18 protein-coding genes are annotated in these 15,166 nt (G+C 62.0%); 7 read left to right on the top strand and 11 right to left on the bottom strand.

The features are described from left to right. The first annotated feature begins 51 nt into the window (after positions 1–51). Positions 52–963, top strand: a complete 912-nt coding sequence (gene nac, locus ATY79_RS25920) for a nitrogen assimilation transcriptional regulator NAC (protein ID WP_088694042.1) — start codon at positions 52–54, stop codon at positions 961–963. On the opposite strand, the gene ATY79_RS25915 is transcribed toward nac, so the two are convergent. From ATY79_RS25915 to ATY79_RS25870, 10 genes are all read right to left on the bottom strand, one after another. Beyond that, positions 960–2,162: a pyridoxal phosphate-dependent aminotransferase gene (locus ATY79_RS25915; protein WP_088705356.1), complete on the bottom strand. Its 1,203-nt coding sequence runs from the start codon at positions 2,160–2,162 to the stop codon at positions 960–962. The genes nac and ATY79_RS25915 overlap by 4 nt on opposite strands. Positions 2,163–2,206: 44 nt before the next feature. Continuing rightward, positions 2,207–2,974, bottom strand: coding sequence for a 5-oxoprolinase subunit PxpA (locus tag ATY79_RS25910; protein WP_088705355.1), 768 nt, complete (start codon positions 2,972–2,974; stop codon positions 2,207–2,209). Positions 2,975–2,983: 9 nt separating this feature from the next. Beyond that, positions 2,984–3,976: a biotin-dependent carboxyltransferase family protein gene (locus ATY79_RS25905; RefSeq protein ID WP_088705354.1), complete on the bottom strand. Its 993-nt coding sequence runs from the start codon at positions 3,974–3,976 to the stop codon at positions 2,984–2,986. After that, positions 3,973–4,683: a 5-oxoprolinase subunit PxpB gene (gene pxpB, locus ATY79_RS25900; RefSeq protein ID WP_088705353.1), complete on the bottom strand. Its 711-nt coding sequence runs from the start codon at positions 4,681–4,683 to the stop codon at positions 3,973–3,975. Before pxpB ends, ATY79_RS25905 begins: the two co-directional genes overlap by 4 nt. Beyond that, positions 4,680–5,147, bottom strand: coding sequence for an acetyl-CoA carboxylase biotin carboxyl carrier protein subunit (locus ATY79_RS25895; RefSeq protein WP_088705352.1), 468 nt, complete (start codon positions 5,145–5,147; stop codon positions 4,680–4,682). The genes pxpB and ATY79_RS25895 overlap by 4 nt, the downstream gene beginning before the upstream one ends. Then, positions 5,134–6,534 (bottom strand): acetyl-CoA carboxylase biotin carboxylase subunit, encoded by a 1,401-nt coding sequence (locus ATY79_RS25890; RefSeq protein ID WP_088705351.1) that lies wholly within the window; start codon positions 6,532–6,534, stop codon positions 5,134–5,136. Before ATY79_RS25890 ends, ATY79_RS25895 begins: the two co-directional genes overlap by 14 nt. Further along, positions 6,534–6,956, bottom strand: a complete 423-nt coding sequence (locus tag ATY79_RS25885; protein ID WP_088705350.1) for an acetyl-CoA carboxylase biotin carboxyl carrier protein subunit — start codon at positions 6,954–6,956, stop codon at positions 6,534–6,536. The genes ATY79_RS25890 and ATY79_RS25885 overlap by 1 nt, the downstream gene beginning before the upstream one ends. A 251-nt stretch (positions 6,957–7,207) precedes the next feature. Beyond that, positions 7,208–8,284, bottom strand: a complete 1,077-nt coding sequence (locus ATY79_RS25880; RefSeq protein ID WP_245312457.1) for an alpha/beta hydrolase — start codon at positions 8,282–8,284, stop codon at positions 7,208–7,210. A gap of 146 nt (positions 8,285–8,430) precedes the next feature. After that, positions 8,431–9,261 (bottom strand): endonuclease/exonuclease/phosphatase family protein, encoded by an 831-nt coding sequence (locus tag ATY79_RS25875; protein ID WP_088705348.1) that lies wholly within the window; start codon positions 9,259–9,261, stop codon positions 8,431–8,433. Positions 9,262–9,352: 91 nt separating this feature from the next. Continuing rightward, positions 9,353–10,816, bottom strand: coding sequence for a phosphatidylserine/phosphatidylglycerophosphate/cardiolipin synthase family protein (locus tag ATY79_RS25870; protein ID WP_088705347.1), 1,464 nt, complete (start codon positions 10,814–10,816; stop codon positions 9,353–9,355). A 246-nt stretch (positions 10,817–11,062) separates the two neighbouring features. Between ATY79_RS25870 and ATY79_RS25865 the strand changes: the two genes are divergently transcribed. The 6 genes from ATY79_RS25865 (at position 11,063) to ATY79_RS25845 (ending at position 13,883) form a co-directional block, all read left to right on the top strand. Then, on the top strand, positions 11,063–11,323 hold the full coding sequence (locus ATY79_RS25865; RefSeq protein ID WP_088705346.1) for a DUF2934 domain-containing protein: 261 nt from the start codon (positions 11,063–11,065) through the stop codon (positions 11,321–11,323). A 112-nt stretch (positions 11,324–11,435) separates the two neighbouring features. After that, on the top strand, positions 11,436–11,618 hold the full coding sequence (locus tag ATY79_RS31165) for a hypothetical protein (RefSeq protein ID WP_088705345.1): 183 nt from the start codon (positions 11,436–11,438) through the stop codon (positions 11,616–11,618). Beyond that, positions 11,615–11,782 carry a hypothetical protein gene (locus ATY79_RS31040; protein ID WP_189638076.1) on the top strand — a complete coding sequence of 56 codons (168 nt, stop codon included), beginning with the start codon at positions 11,615–11,617 and terminating at the stop codon, positions 11,780–11,782. The genes ATY79_RS31165 and ATY79_RS31040 overlap by 4 nt, the downstream gene beginning before the upstream one ends. A 123-nt stretch (positions 11,783–11,905) precedes the next feature. After that, a complete protein-coding gene (locus tag ATY79_RS25855) occupies positions 11,906–12,220 on the top strand; it encodes a plasmid stabilization protein (protein WP_088705344.1) in 315 nt (104 codons plus the stop codon). Positions 12,221–12,261: 41 nt separating this feature from the next. Beyond that, complete coding sequence (locus ATY79_RS25850; protein WP_088705343.1) at positions 12,262–12,993, top strand: glutathione S-transferase; 732 nt, start codon at positions 12,262–12,264, stop codon at positions 12,991–12,993. 95 nt (positions 12,994–13,088) lie between these two features. Beyond that, entirely contained in the window at positions 13,089–13,883 is a 795-nt protein-coding gene (locus tag ATY79_RS25845; RefSeq protein ID WP_088705342.1) for an SDR family oxidoreductase, read from the top strand. 66 nt (positions 13,884–13,949) lie between these two features. Here the strand turns inward: ATY79_RS25845 and pcaF are convergent, their stop codons facing one another. After that, entirely contained in the window at positions 13,950–15,155 is a 1,206-nt protein-coding gene (pcaF, locus tag ATY79_RS25840) for a 3-oxoadipyl-CoA thiolase (RefSeq protein WP_088705341.1), read from the bottom strand. Positions 15,156–15,166 lie beyond the last annotated feature (11 nt).

The raw sequence follows: 15,166 nt of genomic DNA, 5'->3' as shown, positions 1-15,166 counted from the left end.
CGCCGCCTCTTCGGCCTGTAACATGCGAGGCCAAACAAGGCAGGCTCGCATATGGATACAAGGCGTCTCAAATCCTTCATCGTCATTGTCGACACCGGCAGCATTACGCGGGCCGCCGACGTTTTGCATATCGCCCAGCCCGCGCTCAGCCAGCAGCTGGCTGCGCTCGAGGAGCATTTCGGACAGAAGCTTCTAATCCGCAGTCAGCAGGGCGTCTCCATGACCGAGGCCGGCAAGGCCGTCTACCGCCACGCCCAGATCGTCCTGCGCCAGATGGAGCAGGCGCAGGCCGACGTGAAGGCTGCCGGCTCGACGCTCGTCGGGCGCGTCTCGGTCGGCCTCGTGCCCTTTTCGAGCGCGGCAACGCTGTCCGTCGATCTCCTCACTGAAACCCGCAAACGCCATCCCGGCATTCTGCTGCACCTGACCGAAAGCGTCGGTCAGACCTACAGCCAGATGATCATGAATGGTCGGCTGGAAATGGCGTTGATCCATGGCACGGGTCCGATCAAGGGTGTGCGCTTCGAACCGGTTTTTGTCGAGGAGTTCCGTCTTGTCGCCCACCGCGATTTCCGTATCGAGCCAGGTGCGGCGCCGCTGCCGGTGAGCGCGCTCAACGACCTGCCGCTTCTCCTGCCGCCGCCCTACAATTTCGTGCGCCGCGCCATCGATCTTTCCTTCACGCGAGCCCGCGTCTCCCTCAACGTCGTGGCGGAGGTGGAAGTTGTCCGCACCTTGGCGCGCGCCGTTTCAAGCGGCGTCGGCGCCACCATCATGCCGCGCGCCATCGTCGAGCGGATCATCGCGGAATCCCCCGAGCCGCTTGTCTCGTGCATGATCGCGCCGAAGATTGAGGAAACTCTGTCGCTCTGCGTTTCCGACCAGAGCGAGCTGTCGGAGCCGGCGCTGGCGGTGCGGTCGATCCTCATGGATCTAACCGCGCGCCTCAAGGGGCAAAGTTAGCGCAGGCCGGAGCAGAACTCGGCAATGCGTCCGCAGGCTTCGTCCAGCTGTTGCATGCTCGTGGCGTAGGAAATACGGAAGAAAGGGCTCATCCCATAGGCCGCGCCCTGCACGGTCGTCACGTGATGCTCGTCGAGCAGCGCCAGGACGAAATCGGTGTCGGTCTCAATCTTCCGCCCGCCGCTGCTCGTCCGGCCGATCAGGTCGGCGATGTTTGGGAAGACGTAGAACGCCCCTTCCGGCTTGTGGCAGCGGATGCCCTCGATCTCGCCAAGTCGGGCGACGACGAAGTCGCGCCTCTCCCGGTAGATCGCCGCCCGTTCCCTGAGCAGGTCCTGTGGCCCGTCAAGCACAGCCGCAACGGCGGCCTGGGTGATGGTCGACGTACCGCCACTGTTCTGGCCGTTGACGTTGCTGATCGCCTTGATGAGGTCCTTTGGCCCGCCACAGAAGCCAAGCCGCCATCCGGTCATGGCATAGGCTTTGGAAGCGCCGTTGACCGTCAGTACGCGATCCTTGAGACGTGGTTCGACCTGCGCGATGGTGCAGAATTCGAAACCGTCATAAATTAGGTGCTCGTACATGTCGTCGGTCATGATCCAGACGTGCGGGTGCTTGAGCATAACCTGTGCGATGGCCCTCATCTCCGTCTGCGTGCAGGCAGCGCCCGTCGGGTTGTTTGGGAAATTGAGGAACAGCCATTTGCTGCGCGGCGTGATCGCCGCATCAAGGTCTTCGGCGCGCAGCTTGAACCCGTTTTGCTGTGGGCAGTCGACCGGCACCGGCACGCCGCCGGCGAACGTCACGATATCGGCATAGCTGATCCAGGAGGGCGTTGGGATGACGATCTCATCGCCGGGATTGCAGGTGGCCATCACGGCATTGAAGATGATCTGCTTGCCGCCGCCGGCAACGACGATCTCCGAGGGATCGTAATCGAGATTATTATCCCGCTTGAACTTGCGGGCGATGGCCTGGCGCAGCGCCGGGGTGCCGTCGAGCGGCGGATATTTCGTATCACCGGCAAGGGCTGCCGCATGGGCCGCCTCGATGGCATTGGCCGGTGTTGTGAAATCGGGTTCGCCAGATGAAAGGCTGATGACCTTGATGCCCCTGGCTGCAAGGTCGCGGGCGCGCTGGGTCATGGCGGCGGAGGCGGAGACGGAAACATTCTTCAGGCGGTCGGCAATGGCGGGCATGATCGTTGCTCTCGATGAAAGGGATGAGGGGGCTGCGACGGGGCTCATCGCAGAAGCTTGGATACCGGCGTCACCGCGCCGCCGGCTGCCTCGATCTCGCTGCGCACGATGCGGGCGAGGTCGAGCGAGCCGGGAGTATCGCTGTGCACGAGGATGGAGCGCGCGCGCATGGGGACGACGGCTCCGTCGATAGCGGTGACGGTGCCGTCAAGGAGGAACTGCCGCACGCGGGAGCGCACTGCGGACTCGTCCTTGACGAGGTCACCCTGCTTGCCGCGCGGCACGAGTTTTCCTTCCGCATCATAGGCTCGGTCGGCAAGGAAAAGGGTCAGCGTCTTCAGGCCGGCCTCGATTGCAGCGCGCTCGATGATGCTGTCGGCCGTGCCAAAAACGATGAGATCGGGATCGACCGCACGGATCGCCGCCATCATTGCAGCGGCCAGCGCCGGGTCACGGTTGACCATGTTTCCCATAGCAGCGTGGAAGCTGACATGCGAAACCGTCACACCCTCGGCCTTGGCGATCGCAATCAGCGCGCCGAGCTGGAACAGCATCTGCTGGCGCAGCTCGTCCGGGCCGAAGGGCAGTTCCCGGCGGCCAAAACCTTGCCTGTCCGGCAGGCCCGGATGGGCGCCGACATCCACCCCTTTTTCCCGGGCAAGGCGCACCATACGCGCCATCGTTTCAGGATCGCCGGCGTGGAAGCCGCAGGCAATGTTGGCGGAGGTGACGATATCCATCATCGCCTCGTCGTCGCAGAGCCGGTACGGACCGAAACCCTCGCCCATGTCCGAATTGAGATCCACCTTCATGAAATGCTCCTATGCCACGGTACTGAGCGCCTGACTGACCAGCCGGGCGGTCCGCCTGACGTCGTCGATATAGGCGCCAAGCGCCCGCTCAATGGCCCTCGCTTGCGCATGTGTCGCCGGTACGAAACGCAGCATCGAACCGATACGTGCCTGCCCCAGCCGCCAGAGATCGGCCTCGATGACGCCCGCGATTTTGGGATAGCCGCCCGCCGTATTGGCGTCGCTCATCTGGACGATCGGCTCGCCTGCCGGCGGGACCTGGACGACGCCGGGAACGACGCCGTGCGAGCGCATCTCCACCGTCTCCAGCGGATGGATCGGATCGCCACTTAGCCGATAACCGGTCCGGTCGCTGCGCGCTGAGATCTTCCAGGGCTGGCTCCAGAAACGCTCCGCATCGGCGCCGAAAAGATCATGCTCACCGGCTGGCAGAGCGCGGATCGTGAGCGCGCCACCCTCACCGGCTGGAAAGACGTCCTTCAATGCCACGGCCGGAGGTACGACGCCGAATCCGCCCTTCGGAAGAAAGGTCGACGTTGCCGCGCCCGTTGCCACTGCGTCGCCTGTCGCAAGCACCCTGCCGTTAAGACCGCCGAAACCGCCGCGCAGCGACGTGCTGCGCGAACCCATCACAGGCGTGACATCCGCACCGCCGGCAAGGCTGAGATAGGCTCTTGCGTCCTTGAGTGGAGGCGATAGTTCCAAAAGCTGGCCGGCCTCGGCCTGCGCAACCCACCAGGGCGGCACGCCGATCCCGTCGAGCGTTGCGCGGCAATCCGCGCCGGTGATCGCGAAGGCAGTTCGCGCCGAAAAACGCACGCGGAAAGGAAAGGTTTGCACCTCGATACCCGCAGCCTGAGGCGTATTGCCGACGAGGATATTGCCGATCGAAAGCGCAAGCGTGTCCATCGCACCGCAGGCCGTGACCCCGATATTGCGATAGCCTGGACGCCCAAGGTCCTGGATGGTGTTCAGCGGCCCTGTTGCCTCAATATCGATCACAGTTCGATCCTTTCTGGACGGAAACGCACGGTGTCGCCAGGAGCCATGACGGCCGGAGCAGCAGCCAACGGATCGAACATCTGGAGTTCGGCAAAGCCGATGGAATTCCAGCCGTTCGGTCCCGTCAGCACCGCAACGCCCGTCTGCATGCCGCCGATCGTGACGCAGCCTCGCGCCATGCTGAGCGAGGGCACTGTCTTGCGCGGCATATGGATGCGCGCATCAAGCCCGAAGAGGTAGCCGAAACCCGGCGCACTGCCGAGGGCAAAGACCCGGTAGGTGCCTTCGTGATGGATGCGCACGACCTCCCGGTCGCTGAGGCCGGAAAGATCGCAGAGCGCCGGCAGATCCGTCGCATGTTCGCCGCCATAGGTGACCGCGATGTCGATGTCCCGGCCGGCAAGATCGACGCCGCGTGCCCGCTTCCATTCCTCCTGGAGCTGGTGAACGATGATGTCTGGCGCCTCCGGCGTCTGCTTGAGGATCACCAACAGGTTCGTCATGCCCGGCACGATTTCGGCGATTTCCTCCTGTGCCTCGAGGGCACGTGACAGCGCCCAGATGCGCCGCTGGTTCGGCAGGTCGAAGGCGCCGGGCGCTTCCACGAGGAAGGCGCGTGTGCCGATAAAGGAAATTTTCGCCAGTGCGTCCGTGTTCGGCACGATTGAGGCGGGCGATGCGAGCGGCGTCGATTGCGGGCGGCTCATCGGCAGGGCTCCGTCGCGAAAACAGCATCACCGTAGCCGATGAGGTCTCCTGCATGGGCATGGACTTCGGCGACGACGGACGCTTCGGGCGCGGTGACGGGCAAGAGCACTGGCCCAACCTCGATGAAGCCGATGATGGCGCCTGCTTCGACCGCCCGACCCTTTTCGGCAAGCGGCGAAGCGTCGGCGCTGCCCGGATGGGCGCTGCGGAAGAGACCGGCCATCGGCGCCTTGACGGACCGGCCCTCGGGCAGGGTTGGGCGCACCTTAGGGGCGGTTTCATGCGCATGCGCCGAGCGCGCGCCCGAACCAAGGACGATCTTCAAAGCCTCGCCAGCCTCTGTGAGAATTTCCAGCTCGCGTGCGCCAGAGGCTTCCAGCCAGTCGGTGAGTGTGGAGATAAGAGCGGGATCGGAAAGGTCGCCGATCGTGTTTTTGCCTGCCGAGCGGTCACGCCTGGACACGGGGTTCCTCCCTCAGCCGTTTTTCAAGATGGTGGATATCGACACAGCCCTGAACGAAATCGGGATCGGCGAAGATCCTCTCGTGCAGCGCAAGGTTGGTGGAAATGCCCTCGATGCGCGTTTCCGACAAGGCGACCTGCATGCGCCGGATCGCCGCCGCACGGGTTGGCGCATGCACGATCAGCTTGGCGATCAGGGAATCGTAGTAGGGAGAGACACGGTATCCGGCCGACACATGCGTATCGATGCGAATTCCCGGTCCACTCGGGAAGCGCACCGCTGTCATGCGCCCGGGTGCTGCGACAAAGGTCGCAGGATCCTCGGCATTGATGCGGCATTCGAAGGCATGGCCGAGCGCCTCGCCACAAAGGCGGGACGGACTGAGCATCTGCCCCTGCGCTACGCGCAACTGCTCGTGCACGAGATCGACACCAGCCGTCATCTCCGTGACGGGATGCTCGACCTGCAAGCGCGTGTTCATCTCGATGAAGTAGAATTCCCCGTGCTCATAGAGGAATTCGAACGTGCCGACGCCGCGATAGCCGATCTGCCGGCACGCCTCCACACAGCGCTCACCGATCCTGTGCGCCAGTTCCGGCGCAATGCCGGGCGCAGGCGCCTCCTCAACAACCTTCTGGTGTCGCCGCTGGATGGAGCAGTCACGATGACCGACCCAGACGGCATTGCCGTGATTGTCACAGAGCACCTGGAACTCGACATGGCGCGGATGCTCCAGAAATTTCTCCATATAGAGCTCCGGCTTGCCGAAGGCACGGCGCGCCTCCTCGCGGGTGATGGCGATCGCGTCGTCGACCTGCGCGCTCTCGCGCACGACGCGCATGCCGCGCCCACCCCCGCCGCCGGCCGCCTTGATGATGACCGGATAGCCGATCTCTTCCGCGATGGCGCGCACAGCCTCGCCATCCCCAGGCAACGGCTCACCCGGTCCCGGCACGCAGGGCACGCCGGCTGCCATCATCGCCCGTTTGGCAGCGATCTTGTCGCCCATGGTGCGGATCGCCGAAGCCGGCGGGCCTATGAAGACCAGTCCCGCCTTCTCGACCGCTTCGGCAAACTCGGCATTTTCCGAGAGGAATCCGTAACCCGGATGGACTGCCTCAGCACCCGTGACGCGCGCCGCAAGCAGGATCGCAGCCTGGTTGAGATAGCTGCGTGCCGGCGCCGATGGTCCGATGGAGAGCGGACCGTCCTTTCGGCAAGCCGCATCTGCAGCCCGGTCGACCTCGGACGCGACAAGGATCGGGCGCAGTCCCAGTTCGAGGCAGGCGCGCCGGATGCGAACGGCGATTTCGCCGCGATTGGCGATCAATACGGATCTGAAGGGATGGTCGCTGCCTTGCAGGGCTGCATCGAGAGGGCCGCGCATCAGCCGATCTCCACAAGGGGATCGCCGAGGCTCACTTCTTGCCCGTCTTCGAAGAAGATGCGCCTGACCACACCGCCGAAAGGTGCGGGAACTGTCGTGAAAACCTTCATGGCTTCGACGATGCAGAGCGCTTGCCCGGCCTCGATAACGTCCCCCATTGCAACGAGCGGCGCCGCGCCGGGGCTGTTGGCCTGGTGCACCACGCCCGACAGCGGCGCGTGGACATGGCTCGGATCAGGCTGCTCCTTCGGCACCGCCGGCGCGATCTGCGCATTTTCCCGAGGCGTCATCGGTGGCGTGGGTAGAAACGGCGAAGGCAAATTGCGCACGATGACAGTCGTGCCTGCTTCGCTGACAGTCAGCTCCGAAACACGTGAACGCCCGACGAAGTCGAGCAGCGTTTTGATCTTTTGCAGATCCATGCGGTTCCCCAAGGCATACATGAAACCGGAGCGCCGCCCGAGCGGGCTGGCATCTTTCTGGTTCGAATGGGGAAATCTTACACAGCATCCCGTTTGATGGGGGCAGACAAACTTTGAATATGGCTCCCCTGCAAGCGCAATAGAGCCGCCGCTCAGCCGACAAAAAGAACGCGTGCCGATGACACATCAAACGTCAGATGACAGACGTTTTGCCGTGGACGCAGGCGAAACCGTCGCCGATACGGGACAAATCACGGCTGTGGTTTGTCAGCGAAATGCCTGATCGCATATTCCGCAACGCGCTGGTTCGATTGCCTTGCATCATCGAGCCAGAAGGGGAAGATCTGCCACTCATGGATCATGCCTGGCCAGATCTCGATCTCGACATCAACGCCGGCCGCGCGGGCCTTGTCGGCCAGCCGTCGGCTGTCGTCCAGAAGCGCTTCACCTTCTCCGACCTGTATGAGCAATGGCGGAAATCCGGTCAGGTCGGCATAGAGGGGCGAGACCATCGGATCTGTCGGCGAACGTGTCCCGAGATAGGCCTTGCGGATGAGATCGAGTTGGGCGGCGTTAATCACGGGATCGGTGCCGGCGTTCGCCGTCAATGAAGCGCCGGTTGCTGCCAGATCGCTGATGGGGCTCATGGCAACCACTGCCGCCGGCAGGGGTTCTTTCACCCGCATCTGCCGCAGCGTTGCTTCAATTGCCAGGTTCGCGCCGGCGGATTCGCCGACAAGCACGATATTGTCGGCCTCATAGCCGGAATCGAGCAGCCAGCGATATGCGGCCAACGTATCGTCGATTTGAGCAGGATACGGGTTGTCCGGCGCAAGCCGGTAGTCGATGAGAAGCACATCGGCTGACGCCGCCTTGGCCAGCGCGCCGGCTATTGCTCGGTGCGTGCGCAATGAACCGCTGTAAAAGCCGCCGCCGTGTACATAGAGAATGGCACGCCGGCCGAGCGGATGATGCAATCTCGCCGGCCAGATGAGCTGCGCATCGATGCCACCGGCATCGACGGACCTGATTTGAATGCGCGTCGGCTCGGGGGTCGATTCCATCAGCTCTTCAAAGGCTTGCCGCCGGTCGCGAAGGCTGTCGGCTTTCTGGAAGTATTGTCCCCATGTTTCGACGAGCTTGTGGATCTGTTGCTTCGAGGCTTGAGTCTGGGGTGGAGGATCCCAGGCCCGGGCGGTTACCGGCAAGAGGGCCGTTACGAGGCCAGCCACCAGCCATGCGACCCTGCCTTTTCTAATCGCGGCGGCAATCGCCGCCGATATATGCCCACGCCACATGTCGGCCCTTTGCCGCAAAGCCCTGGCCATAAGCACCATGCAATCTCCTCGTCCAAGGTGTCTGTCGAGATGAGCAGAAACTGCCATGACCGCAGGCAGTGTCAAGGCTTGGTGAGCGCTATCACGACGATGCTGTGCGATGCGGATACGCACTGCGGCGCACAGCTCGAGGAAACCTAGCCCTTCGTGCTCAGTTCCTCGACCCGCTTGAGATTGACCACGGCCTTGACCGGCAGGTGATCGGAGGCGACGCGTGCGAGTGGCGTATCGTGGGCCTCGACTGCGGTCACGACGCCCTTGCGGTTTGCCATTATTCGATCGAGAGCAAGCACGGGAAGCCGTGCCGGAAAGCTTGGAACTGCCATGGGCTGCGGCCCAAATGCGGATTGGAACGTGTGCAGCGACGAACGGTCGCCAAGCCGCCATTCGTTTAGATCGCCGAGCAGGATGGTGGGGATCTCGCTCTTCCTGGCCATCAGCTCGACCAGCATCTTGGCCTGCTGCGCGCGCGAATGGCGAAGCAGGCCGAAATGGGCGGCGATAATGCGCAAGGCCCCGCCGTTTTCCAGATCGAGTTCGGCGACAAGCGCACCGCGCGGTTCCAGCCCAGGAAGGTTTATCTGGTGGACGTCGCGCACCAGACCCTTCTTGAAGAGCACGACATTGCCATGCCAGCCGTGAGCCTTTGCCATGCCGTTGACCGGCACTGGGATCAGTCCGGTCTCCCGTTCCAATCGGCCAAGATCGAGGATGCCCGTACGCTCGCCAAACCGCGTATCGGCTTCCTGCAACGCGATCACGTCGGCGTCGATTTCGTGGATGACGCGGCTGGTGCGCTCGGGATCGAACCGGCGGTCGTTGCCGACGCATTTATGGACGTTGTAGGAAGCGATCAGAGTGCCATCGGAGCGCGGTTTGTTCTCCGAATGTGCCGCATCCAGCCGCTTTTTGCGATTGCGGATCGAGGCAAGGATGTTGGCCGGCAGGCTTTGTTTTCTGGCATGCATCGGAATTTACTGGCGCTGCGTTGATCGACACGTTCTGACCGGATTATAGACCGGGTGGGCGACGTTGCCATGTCCTAACCCGAGAAATCCGCTACAAGTAAGGCGATCCGAGCCACAGGACCTTCTCGAGCAGCCGGACCGGAAAAGGACGCGCCCGTAATCCCTGCAGCGTGACCGGCGAAGCCGACTTGATGGCCTCGTCGATATGCTCGTCGATCTCGTTGGCAAAGCCTTCGTTCAACACTTCCAGGTCGATCTCGAAATTCAATCGCAGCGATCTCGGATCGAGATTGGACGATCCGACATAGGACCAGACGCCGTCGATCGACAAAAGCTTGGAGTGACTGAAGGCGCCGCTGGAGCGCCAGATGCGGCAATAGTTGCTGAGGATCTGATCGAACTGCGCAGTCATGGCCCGGTCGACGAGGACGAGGTTGTTGGCGGAGGGAACGACGATATCGACCTCGACGCCACGCCGTGCCGATGTCGCCAGCGCACTGATGAGCTCGCGATCCGGCAGGAAGTAGGGGGACATGATGCGGATCGATTTGCGCGCAATGGAAAAGGCGCCCATCAGCATCTTGTGGTTCGTCTCGATGCTTCTGTCGGGTCCGGAGGCCACGACGCGCATGAAGACTGGATCGCCTGGCTGCCGCTCCGGCAGCGCGGTTCGCCATGCCTCCCCTTGCAGGATCTCGCCGGTCGTGAAGCGCCAGTCTTCGGCCGCAACGTTGAAGAGATCGGCAACAACCGGCCCGGTGACGCCGAAATGGGTGTCGCGGGCGAAGTTCTCACCTGCCATTTCGCGCGTAAAGCCGGCCCGGATGTTCATGCCGCCCGTCAGCGCGATGCGGCCATCGACGATGATGATCTTGCGGTGGGTGCGCAGGTTCGCATAGGGCAAACGCAACCCCATGATGACGTTTCCGTTGAAAACAGAGACGGTAACGCCGCCATCGGCGAGGTAGCGCAATATGCTCGGGACGGAATAGCGGGCGCCGACGGCATCAATCAGCACACGCACCTCGACGCCCCGTTTTACTGCTGCAATCAGGGAATCGGCGATCCTCAATCCGATGGGGTCGCGGTCAAAGATATAAGTCTCGAGAAGAACGCTCCGCTTCGCGCTGTCGACGGCGGCCTTCATTGCGGCATAACAGTCGTCGCCCGTTTCCAGCATGTCGATGGTATTGCCGGTTGCAAGCGGACTGCGGGCGACACGATCGCCAAGCGTCTGGAGAGCGGCGAAACGACGGCCGAAGCCGCTGATGACGATATCCGTGTCAGCGTCGAAGCTTTCCAGTTCGTCGAGGTCGGCTTCGGGGATCAGGGCATCGCGCCGAAGGCTCAGCGAAGCGCGACGGATACGATTGATGCCGGCGATCGCGTAGAGGACGGCGCCGATGATCGGTGAGAGGATGATCACCCCGACCCAACCCGTCGCGGCGCGAACCTCCTCCTTGGTCATGGCTGCGTGGATCGCTGCCGCAGCGCCCATGGCGAGCGAAACAACGAATAGAATATGCGGCCAATAGGTCGATATGAGATAAAACATTGCATTGAACTATAACGCTAAAGCTGCGGCGTTCAATTGTGCACCCTTGGGCGTGAAGGCCTCGCTTTTTCTGCCTCAGTACCTTCACCCGGAAGCAAAAAAAGCGGGCACAGCGCAAGGGTTGAATGCTGCGGCGCAGAATTTCTTTTTGCAGTGTGTCATAATTTGCTTGAATCGGCGTGGTTCCTCTGGAACTGTAGCCTCGGTATCGCGTTAGACCACGGGCATTATCTGAGGAGATCGGCGATGACAGAAACTCGTGAAGAGTGGATCAGCAAGCGCGCTTATGCGCTTTGGGAAGAGGAAGGGCATCCAACAGGACGAGATTTCGTACATTGGGAACAAGCCCGGGCCGAGCGCCAGGCGCTTGAAGGATCGGCCGCATCTCCGGATGGCCAGGAGGTGAAGACGCGCAAGCGTGTTACTTCCACTCCAAAAGCAAATGGCGCTGCGAAAGCTACAGCTCCAAAGAAGACAGCCAGCCGAAAATCGGCGGGACCGCTTTAATTTTCCGGATGACGAGGGGCGTTCGCATGGCGCCCTCCGTCACATGATTGCATTGCTTCTGGGCTATGGATTTTCAAGGCGCGCGAAGGGCGCGTCGGGGGAAGAACCATAGATGAGTGCGCATAAGTTTGACCTCGCAGAAAAAGTGCTGCGGCGGCAATCGACGATGGAACCAAACTTCCACTCGAATGTTGATAGCGCCAGTGGGACCATCGCCATGAGCATAAGCGACTTCGACGTTTCATTGGCCGCAGTAGGCCGTTACCTTCTCGTTGCGTTGTCGAGGGTGGAATGACTGCTCTGTTCTTCGCCGCAACAGCCTATCTGGTTTTCGCCCTGATCCTTGTCTACGCGATCGACCATCTGGTCGCACTGTTCTTCCCTGGCGCGCGGTCTGCCCTGCATTTTCCCACCCTCGAAAAGATGATGGCGGTTTCGCGCAAATACTCTCGCAAATAGGCCGATCTCGTCCGAAGGCGTTTCTCAAAGTCGCCAGGCGGCCATCCTTGCGCATGCCGACGCGTCGCCGGAACCTTTTGCCAGGCAGTTAGTTGCCCCTTTTTGTCATAGAGGAGGCAAAAGATGCCAAGAGGCGATAAGTCGGCATACACGGACAAGCAAAAGCGCAAGGCCGAACACATCGAGGAAGGCTACGAAGAGCGCGGCGTTTCGACCAAGGAGGCCGAACGGCGGGCCTGGGCGACGGTCAACAAGGAAAGCGGCGGTGGCAACAAATCCGGTTCCGGCCGGGGCAAGAAGGATACCCACGAGGCATCCGAAAAGGGTGGGCGTAAGGGCGGCGCCGCCTCTGCGGCGCGCCCCGCAGCTGAACGTTCTGCCTCCGCGAAGAAGGCGGCTTTGACCCGCAAGCGCAACGAGCAGCACACGCATCACTGATCTGATGCCAGGATCTGATGCCGGCCACCGGGAGGGAACTCATGGCATATGAATTATATTATTGGGACGGTATTCAAGGCCGCGGCGAGTTCGTACGCCTGGCGCTCGAAGAAGCCCGGGCAGACTATGTCGACGTCGCCAGACAGTCCGGACGAGGAATGGGCACCGGCGCCATGCTGGCGCTGATGAGAAGCAAGCACGAGGCCTACATTCCATTTGCCCCCCCGTTTCTCAAGGATGGCGAGTTTGTTGTCTCGCATGTCGCCAACATTCTTTTCTATCTCGGTCCGAAACTTGGTCTTGCGCCGGAAGACGAAAAGCTGCGTTACGTCGCCAACGGCCTGCAACTGACGATAACCGACCTGGTGGGGGAGGTGCACGATACGCATCACCCGATCGCCACTTCGCTCTACTACGAGGATCAGAAGGAAGCGGCGAAAGCTCGCTCCGCCGCCTTTATCAGCGAGCGCATTCCAAAGTTTCTCGGCTACTTCGAACAGGTGCTGCAACAAAATCCCGGGGGATCGAGCCAGATCGTCGGCAACAGGCTGAGCTATGTCGACCTGTCGCTGTTTCAGGTGATCGAGGGTCTGCGATATGCCTTTCCGAAAGCGATGAAAGCCTACCGCGTCGATTATCCGGCGTTGACGGGGGTGCACGATGCCGTTGCCAAGCGCAAGAACATCGCTGCCTATCTACGCTCGGACCGACGGCTCGCCTTCAACGAGGAAGGTATCTTTCGGCATTATCCGGACCTCGATCTCGCCCCATAGCGGATATGGCATTGTCCCCTACCGTTGGCGGCTGATATGCTTTCTGCAACTTGCCCTTGCCCGGTCACATCACATTCCTGGAGGCTATCGCTGCCATGGCACATCTTGCTCAATTGCTTGCATCCATCAAAATTCCGGATCTCGCCGGAAAAGCCGTTCTGATCACCGGTGCTTCGACCGGTATCGGTGCAGCGCTAGCCCGCGCTTTTATCGCACAGGAGATGAAAGTCGGCATTCATTACAATGCGAGCCGCGAGCCGGCCGAAGCGCTTGCTGACGAAATCCGGGCCGCCGGCGGCACCGTGCATCTCGTTCACGGTGACGTGTCGAAGGAGGGCGAGACGGAACGGGTCGTCGAAGAGACGGCCAGAACCTTCGGGCATCTCGACGGGTTGATCAACAATGCTGGCGGCATGCTTGGTCGCAAGCCAACGGCCGAGTATACAGACGAACATTACGTCAAGGTCATGGATCTCAATGCCCGTTCGGTGCTCGCCGCAACGCGCGCGGCTCATCCATGGCTGAAAAAGCAGGGCGGTTTCATCATCAACACGACCTCGATTGCGGCGCGCAATGGCGGCGGTAACGGTGCCGTGCTCTATGCGGCGTCGAAGGGCTTCGTCTCGACCATTACCCGCGGTCACGCCAAGGAATTCGTTCCCGATCGGATCCGGGTGAACGCCGTTGCGCCTGGCGTCATCGCTACACCGTTTCACGAGCGCTACACAAATGACGAGCAGATGGAACTGCAGCGCAAATCCATCCCGATGGGCTTCGTCGGGACGCCTGAGGACTGTGTCGGCGCCTATCTCTTCCTGGCGTCGCCAACGCTTTCCGGCTACGTCACCGGCCAGATCATCGAGGTCAATGGCGGCCAGCTGATGCCGTAGCCTGCCTGCGCGATGAGGAACGGCGCGGAAGATCGTCCACGCCCGATTTTCATGTTGCGATAGGGATCAGACGCGCTCGAGCGCGACGGCAATCCCCTGTCCTACGCCGATGCACATGGTCGAGAGAGAATAGCGCCCGCCGCTCTCGCGCAGTTCCAGGGCGGCCGTGCCGGTGATGCGCGCGCCGGACATTCCGAGCGGATGGCCAAGCGCGATGGCGCCACCATTCCGGTTCACGCGGCCATCAGCGTCGGCTATTCCAAGTTCGCGCAGAACGGCGAGACCCTGAGAGGCGAAGGCTTCGTTGAGTTCGATGACGTCGAACTGGTTTTGCGTCATGCCAAGACGGGCCATCAGCTTGCGGGATGCCGGAACCGGGCCGATACCCATGATGCGCGGCGGCACGCCGGCCGAGGCGCCACCCAGAATGCGGGCGATAGGGGTCAGGCCATATTTCCTTGCAGCTGGTTCGCTGGCGATGATCAGCGCGGCCGCGCCGTCGTTGACGCCGGAGGCATTGCCGGCCGTCACCGTCCCGCCCTCTTTCTTGAAGGGCGTGGAAAGCTTCGCGAGTGCGTCCATCGTGGTCGCGCGCGGGTGCTCGTCCTTTTCGATAACGACAGGTTCGCCCTTGCGCTGTGGGATGGTGATGGAGGTGATCTCCCTGGCCAGTCGGCCATTGGCCTGTGCGGCCGCAGCCTTTGCCTGACTGCGGACCGCGAAAGCGTCCTGATCTTCACGTGACACCTTATAGTCTTCGGCGACGTTCTCGCCGGTCTCCGGCATCGAATCCACGCCGTACTGCTTCTTCATCAGGGGATTGATGAACCGCCACCCGATTGTCGTGTCGTAGATCTCGGCGTGGCGCGAAAAGGCAGCCTCCGCCTTCGGCATGACGAAGGGCGCGCGCGACATGCTTTCGACGCCGCCTGCAATCATGAGCTCGGCCTCGCCTGCCCGGATGGCCCGCGCTGCCGCGATTACAGCATCCATGCCGGAGCCGCAAAGGCGATTGATCGTGGTGCCCGGTACGGAAACGGGCAGTCCTGCAAGCAGCGAGGACATGCGGGCGACGTTGCGATTGTCTTCGCCGGCCTGGTTGGCGCAGCCAAAGATGACATCATCGATGGCTTCCCAGTCCACGCTGCCGTGGCGCTCGACCAGCGCTTTCAGCGGCACCGCGCCGAGGTCATCGGCGCGGACGGCGGAAAGCGAACCGCCGAAGCGGCCGATGGGGGTGCGGACATAGTCGCAGATAAAAGCTTCGGCCATCAGGCTTCTCC

The sequence above is a fragment of the Rhizobium sp. R693 genome (assembly GCF_002211315.1).
GTDB lineage: Bacteria > Pseudomonadota > Alphaproteobacteria > Rhizobiales > Rhizobiaceae > Rhizobium.
This window is presented reverse-complemented; position numbering and strand designations above follow the sequence as displayed.

Coding starts and splice junctions, on each gene's coding strand:
- nac (WP_088694042.1), top strand. CDS start 52: ATGGATACAAGGCGTCTCAAATCCTTCATCGTCATTGTCGACACCGGC.
- ATY79_RS25915 (WP_088705356.1), bottom strand. CDS start 2,162: ATGCCCGCCATTGCCGACCGCCTGAAGAATGTTTCCGTCTCCGCCTCC.
- ATY79_RS25910 (WP_088705355.1), bottom strand. CDS start 2,974: ATGAAGGTGGATCTCAATTCGGACATGGGCGAGGGTTTCGGTCCGTAC.
- pxpB (WP_088705353.1), bottom strand. CDS start 4,683: ATGAGCCGCCCGCAATCGACGCCGCTCGCATCGCCCGCCTCAATCGTG.
- ATY79_RS25890 (WP_088705351.1), bottom strand. CDS start 6,534: ATGCGCGGCCCTCTCGATGCAGCCCTGCAAGGCAGCGACCATCCCTTC.
- ATY79_RS25885 (WP_088705350.1), bottom strand. CDS start 6,956: ATGGATCTGCAAAAGATCAAAACGCTGCTCGACTTCGTCGGGCGTTCA.
- ATY79_RS25880 (WP_245312457.1), bottom strand. CDS start 8,284: ATGGCCAGGGCTTTGCGGCAAAGGGCCGACATGTGGCGTGGGCATATA.
- ATY79_RS25875 (WP_088705348.1), bottom strand. CDS start 9,261: ATGCATGCCAGAAAACAAAGCCTGCCGGCCAACATCCTTGCCTCGATC.
- ATY79_RS25870 (WP_088705347.1), bottom strand. CDS start 10,816: ATGTTTTATCTCATATCGACCTATTGGCCGCATATTCTATTCGTTGTT.
- ATY79_RS25865 (WP_088705346.1), top strand. CDS start 11,063: ATGACAGAAACTCGTGAAGAGTGGATCAGCAAGCGCGCTTATGCGCTT.
- ATY79_RS31165 (WP_088705345.1), top strand. CDS start 11,436: ATGAGTGCGCATAAGTTTGACCTCGCAGAAAAAGTGCTGCGGCGGCAA.
- ATY79_RS31040 (WP_189638076.1), top strand. CDS start 11,615: ATGACTGCTCTGTTCTTCGCCGCAACAGCCTATCTGGTTTTCGCCCTG.
- ATY79_RS25855 (WP_088705344.1), top strand. CDS start 11,906: ATGCCAAGAGGCGATAAGTCGGCATACACGGACAAGCAAAAGCGCAAG.
- ATY79_RS25850 (WP_088705343.1), top strand. CDS start 12,262: ATGGCATATGAATTATATTATTGGGACGGTATTCAAGGCCGCGGCGAG.
- ATY79_RS25845 (WP_088705342.1), top strand. CDS start 13,089: ATGGCACATCTTGCTCAATTGCTTGCATCCATCAAAATTCCGGATCTC.
- pcaF (WP_088705341.1), bottom strand. CDS start 15,155: ATGGCCGAAGCTTTTATCTGCGACTATGTCCGCACCCCCATCGGCCGC.